Here is a 20,585-nt window from a genome sequence, read left to right on the forward strand (position 1 = left end):
TGCATGGCGCGACGAGGAGTTCCAAATAGTCTCAATGTGTGGCTGAACGGTACGCCGGTGGGGCAATGGACGATCCGGCGCAACGTGTCGACTTTCACCTATTTCGCTGAATGGTTATCTGACGAGAACCGCCGTCCGCTCTCACTCTCAATGCCGTTTACGGCTGCGAACGCGCCCTATAGCGGCGATGTGGTCACGAACTACTTCGACAACCTGCTGCCCGACAGTGAACCTATCCGCCGGCGCCTGGCGCAGCGGCACCACACGGGAAGCACTTCCCCATTCGATCTGCTGCAAGCGATCGGGCGGGATTGTGCCGGCGCTACTCAACTGCTGGGACCAGATGAAATACCCGAAGACTTCTTCAGCATTCAGGGCGAACAACTGGACGAGCACGAGATTGCAGAACTGCTGCGCGCGACTACCGCACCAGGCGGACTGGGGCGGGAAGATCACCGTAACGACCTGCGTCTTTCCATCGCCGGTGCGCAAGAGAAGAATGCCCTCCTGCGGCATGAAGGACAGTGGTATCGGCCACTGGGCAGTACGCCAACTAGCCATATCCTGAAACTGCCATTGGGGCTGGTCGGGAACAGGCGCGCGGACATGCGCACCTCCGTGGAAAATGAATGGTTATGCTCACAGATCATGGAGGGCTTTGGTCTCCCGGTCGCCAGGACGGACATCCTCGAATTTGAGGACCAGAAAGTACTTTCCGTCGAACGCTTCGACCGGAAATACGCTGATGACCGCACGTGGATTGTGAGGTTACCGCAGGAGGATATGTGCCAGGCGATGGGATTCTCACCGCTGCTCAAGTACCAGGCCGATGGCGGACCTGGCATCCAGCGCATCATGCAACTGCTGCTGGGGTCGGAATCTGCGGAATTTGACCGCCGTAACTTCTTCAAGACGCAAATCGTATTCTGGCTGCTCATCGCCACCGATGGTCACGCAAAGAACTTCAGCATCGTGCTCGGGCCGGGGGGCGTATATCGTGCCACGCGGTTATATGACATTCTCTCTGCACACCCAATTATCGGAAATGGCCCGAACTTGATCTCGCGCCATGAAGCCAAGCTGGCCATGGCTGTCAGAGGCAGCAACAACTATTACCTGGTTGATCGCATCATGCGCCGACACTGGTCTTCCATGGCTGGCCAGGTTGGGCTGGGAGCAGTCGCAGCGGAGCAGATTATCGAGGAAGTTCTCGCGCAAGCGCCGGAAGTCGCCGAGAAAGTCCTGGGCATCCTTCCGGCTGGCTACCCCGCTGACGTAGCTGAAAGCATCATTGAAGGGATGTGGGCTCAATGCAGCCGGCTCGCCAATATGCCACCCGGGTAACCGCTTGCAGCGTTAGCCGGGCTGCCGGCTATACTTGCGCACCTGCTCGCGCATATGTTTCACCTTCGCCGCCAGGTGCGGGTCCGTCATGGCAAACAAGTCCAGCCGGGCGGCATAGTCCGGCGTCATCATCCAGCCGAAGGTTTCCGCCTTGTCCTCTTCCTGGCCATAGCCGGAATACATGCTGACCAGCCCTTCCCGCACGTGGCCCAGATCCTGCAGGTTCTTGCCATAGAAGGTCGCGCCGCCTTTGCCGTATTGCAGGCCTGCCGGATTCATTGCCAGCCACGCGGGGTCCGGATGGTAGTAGTCGTTGTATTCGCGGTGGTCGATGAAGTGATAGAACTCGTGGTGCACGCGCATTTCCATCCCGGCCGGGCACAGTGTTTTCGCATTGTTGTCCGCATAGGCCACGCCATCCGTTTCCGCCATCGGCATCGCCAGGCGGCGCTGCCCGCCCACCGCCAGTTCCTTCACCAGCACGATGTTTTTCAAGCGCACGTTGGCGAAGAACGGTTGCGGGTAGCGCTCCAGCCCCGGCAGCACCACGCTCAATAAACGCTGCAGGCGCGCCCGGTCTTCAGGGCTGTCCGTGAACGCTTCTCCGGTCACGCCTTCCTGTTCCAGCGTCCACACGGCGTTCAGTTGCAGCGCCGCGAGGCGGTGCGTGGCGACGTCGCGCAATTGCGCCACGCTGGCATCGGAAGGCGCCACGGCCGGATACTTCAAGTCCCAATGGCACTCGAGGCGCAACGCATCGTTGTTGTGATCGATTGGCTCCATGGTGCTGCAGGCGGACAGCAGCACCATGCCGGCGCACATCAGCATGCGCCGCAACATGGTCATTTGCATCATTTGAAGTTATAGCTCGCGGTCAGTTGGAAATAGCGGCCCATCTGGCTATGGTATGCCGGCGAATAACCTTGCAGGTAAGGGATCTGGCTCGCGTCGAACGGCGCTTCCTTGTTGGCGATGTTTTGCACCGACAGCGACAGTTCCAGGTTGCGGATGCCCTTGTAGCGGACATACACGTTTGCCGTCAGCGCCGCATGCACGTCGCAATACCATGGCGTGGCGGCCTTGAACGAGCAGACCGTGTCGGGCGACGATGTCACCTTGTAGCCGCCCACGTAGTTCCAGTCGATGCTGGCGTCCCAGTGGCCACGATCCCAGGCCAGGCCGGCGCGGCCACGGTTTTTTGGCAGCCCGTAATAGCCCGCGTATTCCATCAGCGGATCGTCCGGCGTGCTGGCGCTCTTGTAGCTGTGCATGCGGTTATAGCTGGCCGTCATGGTCAGGCGGCCCCAGTCACCCAGCGACGCCACGCCGCGCGCATCGACGTCCATGCCGCGCGTCTGCGTTTCCGACAGGTTGGCGGTGAGCAGGCTCAGATGATCGAGCTTGCCGCTGACCGGATTGCGCACGATGCGGTTGGCGTATTTCGATTCGTTGTCCAGCAAATAAATGGTGCTGATGGTCGACAGTTCGTCGCGGCGCTTGATGTCGTACGCATCCACCGACAGCGACCAGCGCGGGATGGGTTCCACCACGAAGCCGACCGTATAGCTGTTGGATTTCTCCGCCTTGATGTTGGGATTCGCGCCCGTGGTATACGCCACGTAGCGTTCGCAATTGTCGTTGGCGGTATCGAACACGGGGCACAGCTTCGGATCCTGCACCTTGGTATAGCCGTTGGTATTGCCGGCATGGACTTCCGGCAGCGATGGCGCGCGGAAGCCTTTCGCATAGGTGCCGCGCAACGCCACCTGCGGCAGCGGGCTCCATTTCACGCCGGCCTTCGGCGTGAAGGCCGAGCCGAAGTCGCTGTAACGGTCGGAGCGCGCGGCCAGGCTCAGTTCCACCGACTTCAGTACCGGTGCGGACAGCTCGCCATACGCGGCCACCACGCTGCGCGATCCGCTGGAACCGGTCATGCCGATCAATTGAATCGAGCCGTCGGTAAAGCGCGTATCCGGCGCCGCATCGAACTGCTCACGGCGCAATTCCGTTCCCAGCGACATGGTCAGCGGACCGCCGGGCAACGCGACCAGTTCGCGGCTGCCGTGCACGTCGACGCTGCTGGTGGTGGTGTTGGCATGGTTGTCCAGCACCGGATACAGGCGCGCCATCAGCGCCGGATCGTTGGCGGACGGATTGCGCAGCGTGAAGCTGTTGCGTACCAGGCCGTTCGCATCGAGCACGTCGTTGATCAGCACACTGTCCTGCAGGTAGCCGTGATAGCGCGTATCGGTCAGCGAGCGCGAATACATCACGGCGCCTTCCAGGTCCCAGCGCCCTGCCATGCCGCGCGCGCCCAGTGTGTAGCGCATGTTGCGGCTCTCGCTGGCAATGGTGGTCGGCACGTCGTTGAACAGGTAGCGCACCGCCACGGTCTTGCCCCAGCGGTTTTGCGGATGGCTGGCCGGCAGCGGCAGGAAGCCGATGGTGGTGCCCGGCGCGTTGCCGTACAGGCCATCCTTGTCGACCAGGTCATTGGTGTAGGCGCCGTAGGCATTGGTGCCGTAGCTGTACATGGTCGATTCCTGGCGGCTGCGGCTCAGCGACGCATCGCCAAACAATTCCCAGCCGCCGCCCAGCGCATAGGTCAGCGCGCTGTAGACATTGTCGCGCTGCGCTTTCGATTGCAAGGTCACGGAGGTGGTGTTGTCGTTGATGCAGCGGCCGTTCAGCGCGGGGCTGGCCGGGTCGTTCAGCGCCGGGCAATCGCCGACGATGCCGAGGAAGGTGCCGCCGGCGGTGCCGGAGGCCGTGTAGGCATTGCTGGCATACGTCGAACGGCGGTCGGACAGGCCGAAGCGGCGGAAATCCGCATCCTTGGTGCGGGGGCGGGCATTGACCATGACCGGGCTGGTGTCGCGATGGGACAGGCTGGTCAGCCAGTTGTAGCCCTGCTCGTCCATGCTGCCCTGGCCGTACGTGATGCTGACGCCGCCGGTGTTGCCGTCGTGGTACGACGACGTGCCGCCACTGAGCTTGGCCGACAGGCCGTGGTAATTCTTGCGCAGGATGATGTTGATGACGCCGCCGATGGCGTCGGCGCCATAGATGGCCGACGCGCCGTCCAGCAGCACTTCGACGCGCTCGATGGCTTCCACGGGGATCGCATTGGTATCGACGAACGAGGCCGAGCCAAAGCCGAACGGCGCCACGCGGCGGCCGTTAATCAGCGTCAGCGTGGCGCCAGCGCCAAGGCCGCGCAGCGAGACGCCGGCCGAGCCGAACGCCTGCGACGGCGTGCCTTCCGTGTTGTAGCCCCCCGTGTTCCCGGCCGGCAGGTTGCGCAGCACGTCGGTGATGGTATTCGCGCCGGAACGGGCGATGTCTTCCGCGCTGATGACTTGCACGGCCGACGCGGTTTCCGCGGCGACGCGCTTGATGCGGGAACCGGTGATTTCCACCCGCGCAGGGGAGTCGGTTGGCTGCTGCGCTTGCGCAGCCAGCGGCGCCATACCGGCGCACAGCAGCGCGACGGCACGGACAATGGGACGAGTTGCAAACATGCTGTCTCCGTTTTATGACAGTGATTGAATTGAAAGGCACTGTCCGGAGTGTGTTGGGTCTGCACAAACAGGTCACGGAAGGGACTGCTGTTTTTGTACAAAACTGCTGGCATTACGCCGCCAGGGCGTCGGTTGTAGGTTACAAGCCACGTTCCCGGCGGAAACGGGCCGGCGGCGCGCCGAAGTGGCGGGTGAAGGTGCGCGACAAATGGCTGGCGTCATGGAAACCGCAAGCGTCGGCGATATCGGGCAGCGCGTGGCAGGCCGCCAGCAGCATGTCGCGGGCTTTTTCCAGGCGCATTTTCATCAGGTGGCGATGGGGCGGCAAGCCGAGGGCCGCATGGAACTCGCGCGAGAAATGGGACGGACTCATGGCGCACAACTCGGCCAGTTGCTGGTTGGTGACGGCCTCGGACAAGTGCTGTTCCATGTAGCCGAGCACGCGCCGCAGGCGGGCGCCGCACAGCGTACTGGCTTGCGCGGCTTCCTGCGGCCGGCTGTAGTGCTCCAGCAGGTAACTGAGCAGCGCCACCATCAGCCCATCGCAATATTGCGACTGCAACGGACCGGCCATCACTCCGGCGTTCAACATGCGCCGCACGGTTTCCATCACGTAGCGGTCCGACGTGAACTGGTTGGCGCCCAGGGTGAGTGGCTGCCCCGTCTGCCGCAAATCGCTGAAGCTGTCGACCAGCGACGCCGGCACGAACAGGTTGACGATATCGCAGCTGCTCAGACGGCTCCACTGGTTGCCCGCGCCGGGCGGACAAATCCGGAACCGCTCGGCGGCAATCACGCCGCCCCACACCGGCCTGCCCTGCTGCCAGATGCGCGCATCGACCGGTTCCATCATGACGGCAATGCGGTAATCGTTGAGGTGCGGGCTGACGGTCTGGATCATCGCGTCGGGATGGTCGCTGGTCCAGCGGACGATGGACGCCCGGGAGTTGGGCAGCGGCCCGATGCAGGTGTGCAAAGGATCATGCACGCCACTGCGGTGGAACCAGTCTTTGAGGATTTCCGGGGTATCGATGGCGGCATTCATGCAAACATCGTAACATTTGTGTCACGAAATTTCGTACGCCATTGCATGTCCGGTTTCACACTTTATTTGTCACCTGCGTAGCTCCGACATGATTTTCTCTGCCAAAAAGTCGCATGGCGGGCGTTTTGATTTGCTGCTGCGCGCCAGGATGACTTCCAGCGCATCGATTTCCGGCAAGCCCTGCGCCTGACCCAGCAACGCGAGGTGGGCGGGGACGGCGCAGCGCGCCAGCGGCGCCACGGCCAGCCCCGCTTCGACCATGCTCAGCAGGCCCATCAGGCTGGGGCTTTCATACGACGTGCGGTACGGGATCTTTGCCCGCTCCAGGCTGCGGATCGCGTTTTCACGGGCCACGCTGCCCGGCAGGAACACGGCGATCGGCAGCGGCCGCTCGCGCCAGATATCCTTGGCGCTCGGCGTCGCGGCCCAGACCATGGGTTCGAAGCGGATGAATTCTCCCGACAAGCCTTTCACCCGCGTCGCGCACACCAGGTCGACCGAGCCATCCTTGACCATCGGCGCCAGCGCCACGCTGGGCAGGCCCACCACCTGGATTTCCACCTTGGGATAGGTGGCGGAAAACTTTTTGAGGATCGACGGCAGCAGCGAATACGCATAGTCGTCGGGGACGCCGATGACGACGCGGCCGGTGATGTCCGGCCGCACCACGGCGGCCCACGCTTCGTCGCGCAGCGCCAGCATGCGCCGCGCATACATCAGCAGCACTTCGCCATCCTGCGTCAGCGTGACGCTGCGCGGCTTGCGCACGAACAGCGCCTTGCCCAGCGCGGTTTCCAGCGTCTTGATCTGCATGCTGACCGCCGATTGCGAACGGTGCACGACTTCCGCCGCGCGGGTGATGTTCCCCGTGTCGGCCACCGCCACCAGCATGGTGAGTACGTCGAGATCCAGGGCTTTCATAAATATTAATATCAGAAAAACTGATCGATGCAATCAATATTATGCGATTTTCTTAGGCTAACACGTCGGGCATAGTATTGGAAAGGAGGCCATTCATGAACGCACGCACCAACCCATCCATCTTCGCATCGCCCGAGTTGTACTTTGCCACGCTGTTGTCCGGCATGCGCGTGCCGTACGTGGCCTCCGGCGCCGGCGAACCGGTATTTTTCGTCCACGGCTCGCTGTGCGACTACCGCTACTGGAACAGCCAGATCAACGTGCTGTCGAAACATTATTTTTGCGTTTCCACCAGCCTGAGCCACTACTGGCCGGCGGACGACGCCCGCACCCACGGCGAATTCAGCTGGCAATCGCACGTGGCCGAACTCGCCGAGTTCATCACCGCCATGAACGTGGGACCGGTGCACCTGGTCGGGCACTCGCGCGGCGGCTGCGTGGCATTCCAGCTGGCGCGCGAATATCCGGGCCTGGTGAAATCGCTGACCCTGGCCGATCCGGGCGGCCCGCTGCACATCGACGGCATGCCGGAAGCGGCCCTGCCGGCAGCGACCACGGCCCTGCGCGCCCAGGTGGCGGACTTGATCGAACGCGGCGACGTGGACGCCGGGCTGGAAATGTTCGTCGACTCGGTCAGCATGCCCGGCATCTGGCAAAAGAGCCCGTCCGGTTTCCGCACCATGGCCATCGATAATGCCTCGACCCTGCCCAAGCAGTTCCGCGATCCGCTGCCCGCCTATACGCGTGCCGCAGCCGGTGAGATCAAGTGCCGGACCTTGCTGATCGCGGGCGAAAAGAGCCCCCGCATGTACCGCGACAACGTGGCCAGCCTGGCGGAGTGGATCCCGCAGGCCGACACGCACACCATCGCGGGTGCGTCGCACGGCATGAACGTGACGAATCCGGCCGCGTTCAACCGCTTGATCCAGGGATTTGTCGGCTGATCAGACGAAGCCGGGGTTTGCCGCCGCAGTGACCCGCCAAACAAAAGCAGTTGTGTGACAAAACAAGTAATGGTAACGTTAACGCACGGCCTTACTTCGGAGTCTCACCGTGATACGTTTGAGCGCACTGCTGCTGTCCCTGCTGTTGTCCCCGTTTTCCATTGTTTCCGCCACGGCGGCGCCGAAATCGCCTTCCGGCGCGCCGGTTGTGCACGTCGATTGCGCATCGGCAGCCGCAGGTAACCAGCACACCGTCACCAGCCTGGACGCCCTGAACGCGATGCAATTCGCGCCCGGCACGCGCATCCTGTTCAAGCGCGGCGTGACGTGCCATGGCAGCTTTGCACCGCGCGCGGGCAGTTCCGGGCGGCCCGGTGCACCCATCGTGGTGTCCAGCTATGGCGACAAGGCAGCCGGGCGCGCCGTGATCGCGGCGGGCTGCCGCGATGCGGTGACGGACCCCGGCCAGGCGCTTACCACGGGCGCCAGGATGGCGCGCGGCATCAGCCCCTACCGTTCGCTGTGCCGCGGCGATGGCGGCGCCGTCAACCGGGCGGCGATCCATTTGTACAATGTCCAGCAATGGGAAATCGACGGACTGGAACTGACCAACGACGGCCTCGGCGAAGGCGAGCGTGTTGGCCTGCTGGTGCAGCTGGAAGACTTCGGTACCGGCAGCCATTACCGCGTGCGCGACGTCTATGTGCACCATGTGCGGGGCCAACTGGCCGACGCGCCGGCCAGCCGGCACGTGTACAAGGAGACGGGCGGCATCCTGTTCAACGTCACGCGTCATGGCGAGCAGCCGAGTAAAAAACAGCAGCCGACGCGCTTCGACGACGTGCTGGTGGAAGACAGTGAAATTTTCCATGTCGATGCGATCGGCCTGTCGAACCGCTCGGCGTGGATGTGCCGCGCGGGCGGTGCACCGTGCGGCGACTATCCTCCCTATAAAGGCAACAAGGCTTTGCTGGCCGAGCCGGCGGCGCAGGCGTCCGGGGAATTCTTCCCGTCCACCCGCGTGGTGTTCCGCAATAACCATATCCACGATATTGGCGGCGACGGCATTGTCGTGCGCACCGCCGTGCAGCCGAAAGTCGAGGCGAACCTGCTGCACGACATCTGGATGCGCACGCCGGGCAACAGCGCCGGGGCGTGGGCCATCAACACCGACGGCGCGCTGTTCCAGTACAACGAAGTGCACCATGTACGCTTCCAGGACAAGGACCCGGGCGACGGCATGGCGTTCGACGCCGACCTTGGCACGCGGGATACGCGCATCGTCGCCAACTACAGCCATGACAACGACGGCGGCTTCATGCTGTTCTGCGGCTGCGGCGACGATGGCATCGGTCATCCGGCGCAGGCATCGGGCACCGTGGTCGAGAACAACCTGAGCGTCAACGACGGCCGCCGCATCATCATGTTTGCCGGTTCAGCCAGCGCGCTGGTACGGCGCAACCTGGTGGTCAACCTGGCGCCGCACCTGGTGTCGCCGGCCGCGGAAAATTCCGGCATGGGCAGCAAGAATGCGGGCGAGATCCGCGACAACACGTTCGTGCACGTGACGGGAAAAGGTACGCTGTTCCGCGCCGTCAAACCGGAACTGCGCCACGACGACATCCGCTGGAGCGGCAACCGTTTTTATGGCTACGATGGCACGGCGGAATTCAAGGGCGGGCAATTCTTCGAGGGCGATACGCCGAACCAGGTCTTGCCCGCTGCCGGCGCCGATACGGCGGCGCTGCTGCGCCAGTGGTTCGTGGCGACGGATTTCGACGCGAAGCGCTACCGGCGTCCGGCCGGGGCGGTGCCGCGATGAAGGCGCGCGCCTGGATGCCTGCTCTATCGCTGGCAGGCTGTTCAGTGCGGGGGCTGATGGGCAGCGTGTTGCTGGCAGGTGCGGGTTGTCTGCCGGCTGCGTATGCCGCCGATGGTGTCGCCGCAGCGAACGTAACCAGCGCCACAGCTGACACCAGCGCCTTTGATGCCCTGCGCCAGCGCTGGCACACCAAACTGGTTGGCGCGCCCGGCATGGACCGCCGCGCGCCGGAAATCCAGTCCCTCCTGGCGTCGCGCTCGGACGCGGCGCAGGCATGGCTGGCGGCGATGCATGTGGAAGCGGACAGCACGCGGCTATGGGACGACATCGCGGACTTCCACAACCCCAAAGGCTTGCTGGCATCGGCGGCCGTCACCAGCAATATCAACCGCCTGCGGCTCATGGCGCTGGCCGTGGCGACGCCGGGTTCGCCGTCGTATGGCGATGCGCGGCTGGCGCGGGCCGTCGTGGCGGGCCTGGACTGGTTTGAACGCACGCTGTACCGGCAAGGACGTCCGGCTTACGGCAACTGGTGGGACTGGCAAATCGGCGCGCCGCTGCACCTGCTCGATGCGCTGTGCCTGATGGATGCGTACGTGCCTGACAACCTGCGCCAGCGCGCGCTGGCCGCCGTGCGCTGGTACGCGCCCGATCCGCGCTACCGCACCCGTCATGATGGCAGCCTCGATCCGCGCAACGTGGAAACCGGCGCCAACCTGCTCGACAAGGCGCTGGCGGCCATTCTCGACGGCATGCTGGGCAAGGATGGCGCGCGCATCACGGCCGGGCGCGATGCGATCGGCCCCGCGCTCGACCTCACCACGCAAGGCGACGGCTTTTACCGCGACCATTCGTTCATCCAGCACGGTTACGTCCCCTATACCGGCAGCTATGGCGCGGTGGCGCTGGCCGACTATGCGCGGCTGGTGTATCTGCTGTCCGGTTCCGCCTGGCCGCTGACCGATCCCCGCGCCAGCCGCATCGTGCTGTGGGCGCGGGAGGCATATGCGCCGTGGATCGTCGATGGCGCCACGCCCGATGCCGTGCGCGGCCGCCGCATGTCGTCGCGCGAACAGGGCGATCACATGGTGGGGCGCGGCATGATGTCGTCACTGGCCGTGATTGCCGATGCGGCGCCGCCGGACGATGCGGCGCAATTGCGGGCCATGATCAAGGGCTGGATGGCGCGCGACCGGACATTTGGCGCGAACTACCTGGCCGGGGCCGATGGCGTCGGCATCACCAATGTGCCGCTGTATGAATTGGGACGATTGAAAGCCATAGCCGCCGATCCATCCATTCCAGCGGCGGCCGAAGCGCCGGGCGCGCGGCTGTTCCCTGCGATGGACCGCGCCATCTTGCGCGGCCCCGGCTTTGCCGCCGTACTGAGCCTGACGTCGCCCCGTACCTCGTCGTTCGAATTCGGTAATGGCGAAAACACCAAAGGCTGGTGGAGCGGCATGGGTGTGCTCAATCTGTACGATGCCGACCAGTCGCAATACGGCCACGAATACTGGGCCACCGTCGACAGCCAGCGTCTGCCCGGCATTACCACCGACCACAGCGCCGGTGGCCGCCCCGCCGACTGGAAACAGTATCCGAACCCTGAAACGTGGGTAGGCGGCGCCGGCGACGGCAAGGTGGCCACGCTGGGCATGGCGTTTTCCCTGCGCGGCGTGACGGGTTCCGGGCTGCATGGCCGCAAGTCGTGGTTCTTCCTTGGTGACCGCATCCTGGCGCTGGGGTCGGGCATTGGCGGCGGCCAGGGCGAGGCGGAAACCATCGTCGACAACCGCCGCGTCAGCCAGCAAGCGACCTTGCTGGTCGATGGCGTGGCGCTGCAAAATGGCAATCAGAAGAAGGCGCGCTGGGCCTGGCTGGCCGATGCGCGGACGGGCAGCCGTATCGGCTATGTCTTCCCCGGCGGCGTCCCGTTGCAGGCGGCGCGGATGGAACGGCGCGGCAGCTGGCGCGACATCAACGACCAGCAAAGCGCTGCCGAAGTGAGCGCGCATTACCAGAGCCTGGCGATACCGCACGGTGCCCCCGATTATGCCTACCTGTTGCTGCCCGTGGCGGACCAGCAAACCACGCGCGCCGCCGCCGCCAATCCGGGTGTGCGCATCGACAGCAATGACGAACAGGCCGCGGCGGCCGAGGATGTGCGGCGGCACGCGTGGTTCGCCAACCTGTGGCGCGCGGGAACCGTCAAGCGGGATGGCCGCCCCTATCTCGCCAGCAGCGGCCCGGCTGCCGTCGTGGTGACGTCCAGCGGCGGCAAACTGCGCCTGACCGTGGCCGATCCGACGCAACAGCAAGCCATGCTGGAAATACGCCTGCTGCGGTCACCTGGCAAGCTGCTGTCGGCCAGTCCCGGTGTGACGCTGCTGGAATCCGGCCCCGAACTGCAATTGCGCTTCGATACGGCGGGGGCGGCGGGAGCGGGTTTCGATGCTGAGTTTGACCAGGCGTTCCGCGAGTGACGGTTTTGCTGTTGCCGAGGCAGCTTACGTGTTTTCCAGCCCTGGCAAGGCTCGCTTTTCCTTCCAGGCATCTTGCACAAACGGGTCGGTTATCGAATAGCGGCCGTGTCCGCGTCGCATGACGAGATTGGCAGCCATCAGTTCATTGACCACCGGCTGAATTTCTTCGACCTTGACCTCGCGTCCGACCGCCTGGGTATAAGCGGCGGCGGCATCATTCGAAAAGATGCCGGTCGCATCGCCTTCAGTGCCGGCAATACGCTCAAAAATGGCGGTTGCCAATGCACCCAATTGTTCTACTTTGGACAGCTCGAGGTCCGCAGCGGTTGAGCGCAAGGTCATGGCAATGATGGAAAGCGCAGCATCCGTTGTTCCTTCAGCCGGATGTGCAGCCTGTAGTTGGCGTAACGCGCGCAACAATTCTTCCGGCCGGTTGCCCAGTGCATTGAAGGCATTGATTGCCGCGGCACGTGACGGGATATGAGATGCGCCAGACTCCGTCAGCCGCTCCAGCAAGTAATCCACGTAATCTGCGTTCAGCACAGGGTAAGGGATGGACGTCGCCCCATTGAATGCCTGAGTACGGCGGGTAGTCAATTCACTGACCAGTGCGCGATGCGAACCCGTACCAAGGAAAATGAAGTGGCCCGGTGTGCCAGGCCGTGGATTGACCGCATCGCGTGCAGCTTTCAGCGCTAGCAAGAGTTCATTGCCTTCATCCGTGGTGGTGGCTTGCTGCACTTCGTCCACCACCAGCACGACGTCACATTTGGCCTGGTCGACCAGTTCCACCATGACTTGGGACAGCGTGACGCCACCCGGCTCCCCGACTGCCTCCAGCTTGAATCCGAACTTGAAGACACCAGCGGCGACATCCAGTTGCCTGATGCGCGCCAGTCTGCCTAGCAGCGACGAGGCGGGATTTTGTAAATCTTTCAGCGCCTGAATGATGGCGGTACGAACCAGTTGGGCCGGATTGGCTTTGATGTCGCTCCACAAATCCACGTAAATGACCAGGGCGCCCTGTTCTTCCAGCGCAGGAATGAGGTCGCGCAGCAGGAACGTCGTTTTGCCCGTGCGCCGTTGTCCTGAGATAAACAAACCCGAGCGCAACCCTTCATCGAGAATACCTGGTCGGAGCAGTTGGCGGGCCATTTGAGCGGCAAGGGCCGGGCGGGCGAAATATTGGCTCATGGAATAAGTGTGAATTATGGATTGGATATAATTATAGTGTACGCATAATTCTGGAAAATTCAAGCCGACGTGACTTTTTATGCAAGCCATGTAAATATTGCATGATAATTAACAATATCATGGAGAAAACCACATGCACCGACTGGTTTGCGGCTTGTTGTCGATGGCTTTATCCGGCTTGGCGGCCGCCAACGGCTACCGGCCAGATTTCGATCCCAGCGCGTTGAAAGGCCCCGCATCCGGCACGCAAAACGAAGTGCTGGTATTGGGCTCGCCGCATTTGTCGCAATTGCCGCCGGCGTTCGATGCGGGCAAGCTGCAACTGCTGAACGAGCGGCTGGCCGGCTGGCGGCCGCAAGCCATTGCCATTGAAGCGCTGTCCGGCACGCAGTGCGATTTCCTGCGCCGCTATCCGGACCGGTACAAGGACACGATTGACACGTACTGCGGCAATACCGCCCCGGCGCAGGCGGCGACAGGACTGGACGTGCCCGCCGCCACGGTGCAGGTGGAACAGTTGCTGGCAGCCTGGCCCGCCTCCCCGGCTCCTTCCCAGCGGCGGCGGCTGGCCGCGTTGTTCCTGGCAGCCGGCGAACCGGCCTCGGCAGTGGTGCAGTGGCTGCGCCTGCCGGAAGCGGAGCGGGTTGCCGGCGACGGCCTCGACGCGGCGCTGGTCGAGCGGCTGCATAAACTGGAACGCAAGCGCGACGAGAGTTACCAGATTGCGGTGCGGCTGGCGGCCCGCCTCGGGCATGAGCGCGTGTATGCGGTGGATGACCATACGGCTGACAGTGTGACGCCGGATGAAAAGGCTTATGGCGACGCCATCATGAAAGCGTGGAACAATCCGGCCAACGAACAGCGCAAGCGCGCCGACGACAAGCTGCGCGCGCAGCTGGGCACGGCGGACGGCGTGCTGGCGCTGTACCGCGCCTACAATGCGCCTGGTGAAGGCCGGGTCGTCTTTGACAGCGACTTTGGCGCGGCGCTGAACGAGCCGTCGCCGCAGCGGTTCGGCCGCCGCTACGTCGGCTATTGGGAAACCCGCAATTTACGGATGGCGTCGAATATCCGCGCGGTGCTGGAAGCGCAGCCCGGCATGCGCATGCTGGTGGTCGTGGGGGCGGCGCACAAAGGCTACCTCGAAGGCTATCTGCACCAGATGCACGACGTCCGCATCGCCGACACGGCGCCGTTGCTGCGTCCTGCCGACTGACTCATCCCGCCACATCGGCTTTCTGGCGCATCGCTGCGGCATAGCTGGCCGGGTCCATGCGCCAGTACAGCCCAGCGACGATGGCCACGCAAGCCAGGTGCAATTGCCAGCCGGCGCCGAATCCGCCCGTCGCATCGCGCAGCGCCGCCACGATCCACGGCGGCAGCGCCGCCATCAGGAAGCCCCCGCCCTGCATCAGCGCGGACAGGGCGCCGGCCTGCGCCGGATCCGGCAAGTGGTCGAGCGCCAGGATCAGCGACAGCGAAAAGCAGCCGCCCAGCCCCACGCCCAGCAACACGACCCAGGCCACCGGCGCCACGCCGGGACAGAACGCCAGCGCGGCATAACCGGCCGCCTGGAACCCCAGCGTGAGCCACAGCCATGGCCGGCGGTCCCTGTGCCGGCGCGCCAGGACCGGCAGCAGCAATGCGGAACAGGCCTGGCACGCCGACATGACGGCAAACAGGCCGCCACTGGCGGCGGCGCTCCAGCCGTGCTCGCGGTAAAACGGCGCCAGCCATGCGACCACGGTGGAAAAGCCGCCATTCATCAAGCCAAAGCACACCATCAGCAACCAGACGCGGGGCCGCCGCAAATACCCTGCGAGCGCCATGTGGGCCTGGCCGGTGGTGGTGTCGCGAGGCAGGCTGTAGCCGGCCAGCACCAGTGCCAGCGCCGCCGGCAACGCCATCCAGGCCAGCCCGATGCGCCAGCCGCCGCCGGCGCCGGCCACCAGCGGCGCCAGTTGCGCACCCAGGGCGCCGCCCACCATCAGCATGGCGGAATACAGCCCCATGACGACCCCGACGTGCTGCGGGAATTGCCGCTTGACGATGCCGGGCAGGACCGCCTGCACCACGGCCACACCCAGGCCCAGCAGCGCGGCGCTGCCCACGATTTGCCAGCCCGTGGCGGTGAACAAGCGCAGGAACGATCCCAGCACCAGTAAGGCCAGTGCGGCCAGGATGGCGCGCCGGGGACCGATGCGCGCCTGCAGGAACGGGCCGGCAAACGCGAAGACGCCCATCAGCAGCATCGGCACCAGGGTCAGCAGCGACAACCCTTTCAAATCGAGGCCGGTCTGGACGCCGATATCGCGCGCCAGCGGCCCGATGCCGGTGATGAACGGCCGCAGGTTGAGGGCCACCGCGGCGATGGCCGCCAGCAGCAGCGCGGCAGGCACGGCGCGCACCGGTTCGGCGTGTTGACTCTGTGGCGGGCTGCTTGCTTCGCGCAGCAGGCGGCGTTGATCTGTCATCGGTTTCCTTTGGTCCTTGCCGTCGACTATATCGGCATGGCGCACTACCAGGTATTCGGATAGGCAGATAAGCAGTATGCGATTCCCGCCCGCGCGTTCAGCCCGTTGAGTCCGTTCAGCCGGCGGCGTCGTCTTTCGACAGGTATTTCACCAGTTGCCGCGCATGGGTGGACAAGGTGTCCCATGCACGGATGCAGATGCGCAGCTCGCGTGTGGCCCAGGCATTGTCCAGCGCCACCGTGGCGACGGGTAAGTCGTGCAGGTAGCGCGTTGCGGCCACTTCCGGCAGCATGGCGATGCCCGCGTTTTCCGCCACCAGTTGCGCGATGGCGGAAAAGCTGGGGGCGCGCACGCGGATCTTCAGCGGCCGGGCATTTTGCATTGCCATGTCTTCGATAAAGCGCTGCATGGCCCGCTCCGGCGGCAGGCAGACGAAGGGATAGTCCAGCGCTTCTTTCAGCAGGATGGCGCGGCTGTGCGCCAGCGGGTGGCCGGCAGGGACCAGCAGCACCAGCTTGTCTTGCCGGAATGGCAGCGACGTCATACCGCTGGTGGCCAGGTTGCCGTCGAGGACGCCGATATCGGCCAGCCCGGATTGCACGGAATGCAGCACGCCGGTGCTGTTCTGTTCCACCAGCTGCAAGTCCACTTCCGGGTAATCGCCCAGGAAAGGGCCCAGCGCGGCGGGCAGGAACGTGCTGTTGGCCACCGTGGTGCCGGCCAGCCGCAACGTGATCCTGCGCTGGCCCGTCAGGTCTTGCACGGTGTCTTTCAGGCTTTCCACGCCCTGCAGCACGTGGCGCGCGTGGTCCAGCACCAGCCGGCCCGCCGGCGTGGCGTCCATGCCGTCCGCGTGGCGCTGGAAAATGGCCAGCCCGCAGCGCTGTTCGAAATGGCGCAAGCGGTTGCTGGCGGCGGACAGGGCGATCGGGAACGAGGCGGCCGCTTTGCTGAGGCTGCCCGCATCGGCGATGGCGACCAGCAAGCGTAAATCGACCAGATCGAAATGCATGGGGTTTCTCCTGACGCGAAGGCTGGGTATCTGAAACAAGCATTCTAGCTAACTTTGCTTCGCGTCAAAATAAGCCTCGATCACGGAGGTTCACCATGAAACGCTTGCACGTCCCCTTCCAGCAATGGCTGCACGATGGCCGCCTGTATGCCGTGCTGTCCGCCGCCGGGTTCAGCCTGAAGGCGGTGTTCGTCAAGCTGGGTTATGCGGCGGGACCCGTGGATGCATTGACCTTGCTGGCCATGCGCATGGGCTTCGCGCTGCCGCTGTTCATCTGGCTGGTGTGGCTCAGCCGCGCGAAGGCACAGGCGGCGCAGGCATCCCTGAGCTGGGCCGATGCGGCGCGCATCATGTTGCTGGGCATGTTCGGCTATTACCTTTCCAGCCTGTTTGACTTCTACGGCCTCGAATACATCAGCGCGGGGCTGGAACGGCTGATCCTGTATGTCTATCCGACCCTGGTCCTGGTGTTCCAGGCGATTGCCCGCCGCACCCTGCCATCCGGCCGCGTGGCGCAGGCCATGGCGATCTGCTATGCGGGGCTGGGCATTGCCTTCATCCATGACGCGGGCGCCGCGGCGGATGGCGCCCACGTGTGGCTGGGCGGCGCGTGGGTCTTTGCCAGCGCCGTCACGTATGCGCTGTATTACCTCGGCACGGGCTCCATGATTGGCCGCATCGGTTCGATGCGCCTGACGGGCCTGGCCGGCGGCGCGTCGTCCGTGCTGGTGCTGGCCCACTACCTGGTGGCGGGCACGCCGTCCGCGTTGTCGTCGCTGCCGGCCGGCGTCTGGGTCAACGCGGGGTTGATGGCGGTGCTGTCGACCGCGCTGCCGATTTACTGGATGGCGCTGGCCATCCAGCGCATGGGCGCCGCACAGGCCGCGGCGTTCGGCAGCCTGGGACCGGTGCTGACGGTAGTGGCCAGTTGCGTCCTGCTGGGGGAAGCCTTGTCGGCGTACCAGGTGGTCGGGCTGGCGCTGGTGATGCTGGGCGTGGCGCGGCTGAAGCCTTCCGCGCCGGCCTCGGCGGGTGTGGCGCAGCGGGCCGTGGCGAGCCGCAAGGCCGCGAAGCAGTAGCGGCGCCGTGCTAGACTCGTCGCCATGACCCCCACCCTCGCCCTGCACCAGCGCAGCTACGGCGCGCTGCAAGACCCGGACCGCCACAGCTACGCGCAGCTGGTGTTGCCGGTGGCGGGTGAGGTACGGCTCGAGATCGAAGGCAAGGCGGGCCGGCTCGATCCCCTGCACGGCGCACTGGTGGCGCCCGGCGCATGGCATGCGCAATGCAGCGCCGTCAGCAACCGTTCATTGATCCTCGACGTCGGCGCGGACGCCATCACGCATGGCGCGTGGCAGCGCCTGCTGGACCGGTCGTTCATGACGCTCAGTCCCGCGGCCCGCAAGCTGATCGACTACCTGGCCTTGATGTCGGAACGGCACGCCACGCCGCCGTCCGTGCTGCAAGGCTGGCTGCCGCTGTTGCTCGACACGCTGGCGCTGGTGGACCCGCAGCCGGTATCGCGGCTGGCGGCACTGCTGGCCCGTATCGATGGCGAGCCGGCGGCGCCGTGGAGCACGGAAACCATGGCGCGTTGCGCCGGCGTCAGCGTCAGCCGCCTGCACGCGCTGTTTCGCGAAGAACTCGGCGCCAGCCCCCACGCGTGGCTGCAGCAAAAGCGGCTGGAGCATGCGTGCCACTGGCTGTCCGGCAGTGGCCGCACGGTGGCGGAGATTGCGCTGGCGGCGGGATTCGCCGACCAGAGCGCGCTGACGCGGGCCATGCGCCATGCGATGGACACCACGCCGGCCGCCTACCGCAAGCGCCTGCTGGAGAACGGGACAAAAACGCAGTAGAACGCGACAAGCGTTGACGGCGGCATCCGGCCAGAATCCCTGTTTTCAGGAGAGGCGACATGGTTGGAACACATTCCCCGACACATTCCCTGGCCGGCACGGCGCCGGGCCTGGCATCCGGTATCACGGCAAGCGTGGCGGCGGGCGCCATGTGGGGCCTGGTATTCATCGCGCCCAAGCTGGCGCCGGACTTCCAGCCCGTGCAATTGTCGGCCGGGCGTTACCTGGCCTATGGCATCGTGGCCGCCGTGCTGGTGGCGCCGTCGTGGCGCCGCCTGACAGCGCAACTGACGCGGCGAGCATGGTGGGCGCTGCTGTGGCTCAGTTTCCTGGGCAATATCCTGTACTACGTTTTCCTGGCCAATGCCGTGCAGCGGGGCGGCGTGGCGATGACGTCGCTGGTGATCGGCTTGCTGCCCGTCGCCGTCACCCTGGCGGGCAGCCGTCATGCCGATGCGGCGCCCTTGCGGACGTTGCTGCCATCGGTGGCGCTGAGCCTGGCGGGATTGGGGTGCATTGCATGGCAATCACTGTCCAGCGGCGGAGCGGGATCGCTGGCTGGCCTGCTGTGCGCCGTGGGGGCGCTGGTCTCATGGACCGTGTACGCGGTGCAGAACAGCCGCTGGCTGGCGCGGATGCCATCGGTTTCCAGCCGCGACTGGAGCTTGCTGACGGGCGTGGTGACGGGCGCGGAAGCGCTGTTGCTGGTGCCGGCGTCGCTGGCGGCGCCGATGCATCATTCCGCGCACCAGTGGCTGGTATTTGCCGGCGTGGTGACCAGCGTGGCCGTGCTGTGCTCCGTGGCCGGCAACGCGTTGTGGAATTACGCCAGCCGCGTGCTGCCGCTGGCGCTGACGGGGCAAATGATCGTGTTTGAAACGCTGTTTGCCATGCTGTACGGCTATGTGTGGGAACAGCGCTGGCCGACAGCGATGGAATGTGCGGCGCTGGCGTTGCTGCTGGCAGGCGTCGTGTCATGCACGCGGGCGCATCGCCACCGGTAGGGCCGCCGTCACGGCATCGCCATCACGGCCCGCAAATCCGTCATGAAGGCATCGATGATGTCGCCCCGGCGGCTGGCCTTGTGCGCGCACGTGTGGATGGTGACGCGGTAGGCCAGTTCGTCGGTATTGAGCGCTTGCAGCAGGCCGAGTTTTTCATACGGTTCGGCGAAGTGCGACGGCAGGAAGCCGCAGTAACGGCCGGACATGATCAGCACCGCCACCGCTTCCATGTTGTCGGCGCGGGCGCCATAGTTTTGCTGGCCGAAGCGGCTTTCGAATTCCGGCACCGGGTAGCTGCGGCCGATCCATTCATAGTTCGCCACGTCGACCGTGCTGATCTTGTCGGATGTGCCATACAGCGAATGACCCTGGCCGCAATAGGCGACCTGTTTTTCCACGTACAGCGGCACGTATTCCAGTTCCGGCAACTGGTGCCAGAAATAACCGATGCCCAGGTCCAGTTCCCCGGCCAGCATCTGCTCTTCGATTTCATTGGGCGAGCGGTTGAAGATGTGGAAGCGCACGGCTTCGTCGCGCTTGCGGAAGTTGGAAATCGCCACGCCCAGCTTGGCATTCTGCGCGGGCGCCGTATGGCCGATCAGGCCGATGCGCAGCGAGCCGCTGAGCTTTTTTTCAATGTTGCGCGCTTCTTCACAAAAGTCGTTCACCACGTCCAGCATGCGCCGCGCCGCCTGGGCAAAGCGTTCGCCTTTCGGCGTCAGGCGGAAACCGCTGCGGCCCCGCTCACACAGGCGAAAACCCAGGCGCGCTTCCAGCGTCGACAACTGCGTGCTGATGGTCGACTGGTTCACGTTCAGCATGGTCTGCGCCAGCGACAACCCGCCCGCATCGGCAACCGCGAGAAAAACACGGATCAGGCGAAGGTCGAGGTCGGACAGGTTGGTCAGCATGGCGAGGGAGAGTGGCTACCTGGGAAGGATGGCTTATTGTAACTGCAGGGTGGG

16 protein-coding genes are annotated in these 20,585 nt (G+C 64.6%); 8 read left to right on the top strand and 8 right to left on the bottom strand.

What is annotated here, in order from left to right; all coding sequences use genetic code 11:
• Window positions 1-3 precede the first annotated feature (3 nt).
• Entirely contained in the window at window positions 4-1,344 is a 1,341-nt protein-coding gene (locus GJ700_RS03730) for a type II toxin-antitoxin system HipA family toxin (protein ID WP_154371308.1), read from the top strand.
• Between the two features lie 12 nt (window positions 1,345-1,356).
• Here the strand turns inward: GJ700_RS03730 and GJ700_RS03735 are convergent, their stop codons facing one another.
• The 4 genes from GJ700_RS03735 to GJ700_RS03750 all read right to left on the bottom strand — a co-directional run bounded on the left by GJ700_RS03735 (window position 1,357) and on the right by GJ700_RS03750 (window position 6,831).
• A complete protein-coding gene (locus GJ700_RS03735; protein WP_229506784.1) occupies window positions 1,357-2,199 on the bottom strand; it encodes a hypothetical protein in 843 nt (280 codons plus the stop codon).
• Complete coding sequence (locus tag GJ700_RS03740) at window positions 2,196-4,865, bottom strand: TonB-dependent receptor plug domain-containing protein (RefSeq protein WP_154371309.1); 2,670 nt, start codon at window positions 4,863-4,865, stop codon at window positions 2,196-2,198. Before GJ700_RS03740 ends, GJ700_RS03735 begins: the two co-directional genes overlap by 4 nt.
• 139 nt (window positions 4,866-5,004) lie before the next feature.
• Window positions 5,005-5,910, bottom strand: coding sequence for a helix-turn-helix domain-containing protein (locus GJ700_RS03745; protein WP_154371310.1), 906 nt, complete (start codon window positions 5,908-5,910; stop codon window positions 5,005-5,007).
• 69 nt (window positions 5,911-5,979) lie between these two features.
• A complete protein-coding gene (locus GJ700_RS03750; RefSeq protein WP_154371311.1) occupies window positions 5,980-6,831 on the bottom strand; it encodes a LysR family transcriptional regulator in 852 nt (283 codons plus the stop codon).
• A gap of 95 nt (window positions 6,832-6,926) precedes the next feature.
• Here GJ700_RS03750 and GJ700_RS03755 point away from each other — a divergent pair, with 95 nt between their 5' ends.
• The 3 genes from GJ700_RS03755 to GJ700_RS03765 all read left to right on the top strand — a co-directional run bounded on the left by GJ700_RS03755 (window position 6,927) and on the right by GJ700_RS03765 (window position 12,080).
• Window positions 6,927-7,775 carry an alpha/beta fold hydrolase gene (locus GJ700_RS03755; protein ID WP_154371312.1) on the top strand — a complete coding sequence of 283 codons (849 nt, stop codon included), beginning with the start codon at window positions 6,927-6,929 and terminating at the stop codon, window positions 7,773-7,775.
• A gap of 109 nt (window positions 7,776-7,884) precedes the next feature.
• On the top strand, window positions 7,885-9,597 hold the full coding sequence (locus GJ700_RS03760; RefSeq protein ID WP_154371313.1) for a right-handed parallel beta-helix repeat-containing protein: 1,713 nt from the start codon (window positions 7,885-7,887) through the stop codon (window positions 9,595-9,597).
• Window positions 9,598-9,611: 14 nt separating this feature from the next.
• Window positions 9,612-12,080: a polysaccharide lyase 8 family protein gene (locus GJ700_RS03765; RefSeq protein ID WP_195763769.1), complete on the top strand. Its 2,469-nt coding sequence runs from the start codon at window positions 9,612-9,614 to the stop codon at window positions 12,078-12,080.
• A 24-nt stretch (window positions 12,081-12,104) separates the two neighbouring features.
• Here GJ700_RS03765 and GJ700_RS03770 read toward each other — a convergent pair whose 3' ends face one another.
• The gene (locus GJ700_RS03770) at window positions 12,105-13,274 is read right to left on the bottom strand and encodes an AAA family ATPase (RefSeq protein ID WP_154371315.1); all 1,170 of its coding nucleotides are present in this window, start codon (window positions 13,272-13,274) and stop codon (window positions 12,105-12,107) included.
• A gap of 133 nt (window positions 13,275-13,407) precedes the next feature.
• On the opposite strand from GJ700_RS03770, the gene GJ700_RS03775 reads away from it, so the two are divergent.
• Window positions 13,408-14,490, top strand: coding sequence for a DUF5694 domain-containing protein (locus tag GJ700_RS03775; RefSeq protein WP_229506785.1), 1,083 nt, complete (start codon window positions 13,408-13,410; stop codon window positions 14,488-14,490).
• Between the two features lies 1 nt (window position 14,491).
• On the opposite strand, the gene GJ700_RS03780 is transcribed toward GJ700_RS03775, so the two are convergent.
• Together GJ700_RS03780 and GJ700_RS03785 are read right to left on the bottom strand one after the other, a co-directional pair.
• The gene (locus GJ700_RS03780) at window positions 14,492-15,748 is read right to left on the bottom strand and encodes a cyanate transporter (RefSeq protein ID WP_154371316.1); all 1,257 of its coding nucleotides are present in this window, start codon (window positions 15,746-15,748) and stop codon (window positions 14,492-14,494) included.
• Between the two features lie 115 nt (window positions 15,749-15,863).
• Window positions 15,864-16,760: a LysR family transcriptional regulator gene (locus tag GJ700_RS03785; RefSeq protein ID WP_154371317.1), complete on the bottom strand. Its 897-nt coding sequence runs from the start codon at window positions 16,758-16,760 to the stop codon at window positions 15,864-15,866.
• Between the two features lie 95 nt (window positions 16,761-16,855).
• Between GJ700_RS03785 and GJ700_RS03790 the strand changes: the two genes are divergently transcribed.
• Genes GJ700_RS03790 through GJ700_RS03800 form a run of 3 tightly spaced genes read left to right on the top strand, consistent with a single transcriptional unit; the run spans window position 16,856 to window position 19,620 of the window.
• Window positions 16,856-17,839, top strand: a complete 984-nt coding sequence (locus GJ700_RS03790) for a DMT family transporter (RefSeq protein ID WP_154371318.1) — start codon at window positions 16,856-16,858, stop codon at window positions 17,837-17,839.
• Between the two features lie 24 nt (window positions 17,840-17,863).
• The gene (locus GJ700_RS03795) at window positions 17,864-18,616 is read left to right on the top strand and encodes a helix-turn-helix transcriptional regulator (protein ID WP_154371319.1); all 753 of its coding nucleotides are present in this window, start codon (window positions 17,864-17,866) and stop codon (window positions 18,614-18,616) included.
• A 59-nt stretch (window positions 18,617-18,675) separates the two neighbouring features.
• Window positions 18,676-19,620, top strand: a complete 945-nt coding sequence (locus GJ700_RS03800) for a DMT family transporter (protein ID WP_154371320.1) — start codon at window positions 18,676-18,678, stop codon at window positions 19,618-19,620.
• Between the two features lie 8 nt (window positions 19,621-19,628).
• Here GJ700_RS03800 and GJ700_RS03805 read toward each other — a convergent pair whose 3' ends face one another.
• Complete coding sequence (locus tag GJ700_RS03805) at window positions 19,629-20,531, bottom strand: LysR family transcriptional regulator (RefSeq protein ID WP_154371321.1); 903 nt, start codon at window positions 20,529-20,531, stop codon at window positions 19,629-19,631.
• Window positions 20,532-20,585 lie beyond the last annotated feature (54 nt).

The organism is Pseudoduganella rivuli, assembly GCF_009674485.1.
In the GTDB taxonomy this organism is placed as follows: domain Bacteria; phylum Pseudomonadota; class Gammaproteobacteria; order Burkholderiales; family Burkholderiaceae_D; genus Rugamonas; species Rugamonas rivuli_B.

Coding starts and splice junctions, on each gene's coding strand:
- GJ700_RS03730 (WP_154371308.1), top strand. CDS start 4: ATGGCGCGACGAGGAGTTCCAAATAGTCTCAATGTGTGGCTGAACGGT.
- GJ700_RS03735 (WP_229506784.1), bottom strand. CDS start 2,199: ATGATGCAAATGACCATGTTGCGGCGCATGCTGATGTGCGCCGGCATG.
- GJ700_RS03740 (WP_154371309.1), bottom strand. CDS start 4,865: ATGTTTGCAACTCGTCCCATTGTCCGTGCCGTCGCGCTGCTGTGCGCC.
- GJ700_RS03745 (WP_154371310.1), bottom strand. CDS start 5,910: ATGAATGCCGCCATCGATACCCCGGAAATCCTCAAAGACTGGTTCCAC.
- GJ700_RS03750 (WP_154371311.1), bottom strand. CDS start 6,831: ATGAAAGCCCTGGATCTCGACGTACTCACCATGCTGGTGGCGGTGGCC.
- GJ700_RS03755 (WP_154371312.1), top strand. CDS start 6,927: ATGAACGCACGCACCAACCCATCCATCTTCGCATCGCCCGAGTTGTAC.
- GJ700_RS03765 (WP_195763769.1), top strand. CDS start 9,612: ATGCCTGCTCTATCGCTGGCAGGCTGTTCAGTGCGGGGGCTGATGGGC.
- GJ700_RS03770 (WP_154371315.1), bottom strand. CDS start 13,274: ATGAGCCAATATTTCGCCCGCCCGGCCCTTGCCGCTCAAATGGCCCGC.
- GJ700_RS03775 (WP_229506785.1), top strand. CDS start 13,408: ATGCACCGACTGGTTTGCGGCTTGTTGTCGATGGCTTTATCCGGCTTG.
- GJ700_RS03780 (WP_154371316.1), bottom strand. CDS start 15,748: ATGACAGATCAACGCCGCCTGCTGCGCGAAGCAAGCAGCCCGCCACAG.
- GJ700_RS03785 (WP_154371317.1), bottom strand. CDS start 16,760: ATGCATTTCGATCTGGTCGATTTACGCTTGCTGGTCGCCATCGCCGAT.
- GJ700_RS03790 (WP_154371318.1), top strand. CDS start 16,856: ATGAAACGCTTGCACGTCCCCTTCCAGCAATGGCTGCACGATGGCCGC.
- GJ700_RS03795 (WP_154371319.1), top strand. CDS start 17,864: ATGACCCCCACCCTCGCCCTGCACCAGCGCAGCTACGGCGCGCTGCAA.
- GJ700_RS03800 (WP_154371320.1), top strand. CDS start 18,676: ATGGTTGGAACACATTCCCCGACACATTCCCTGGCCGGCACGGCGCCG.
- GJ700_RS03805 (WP_154371321.1), bottom strand. CDS start 20,531: ATGCTGACCAACCTGTCCGACCTCGACCTTCGCCTGATCCGTGTTTTT.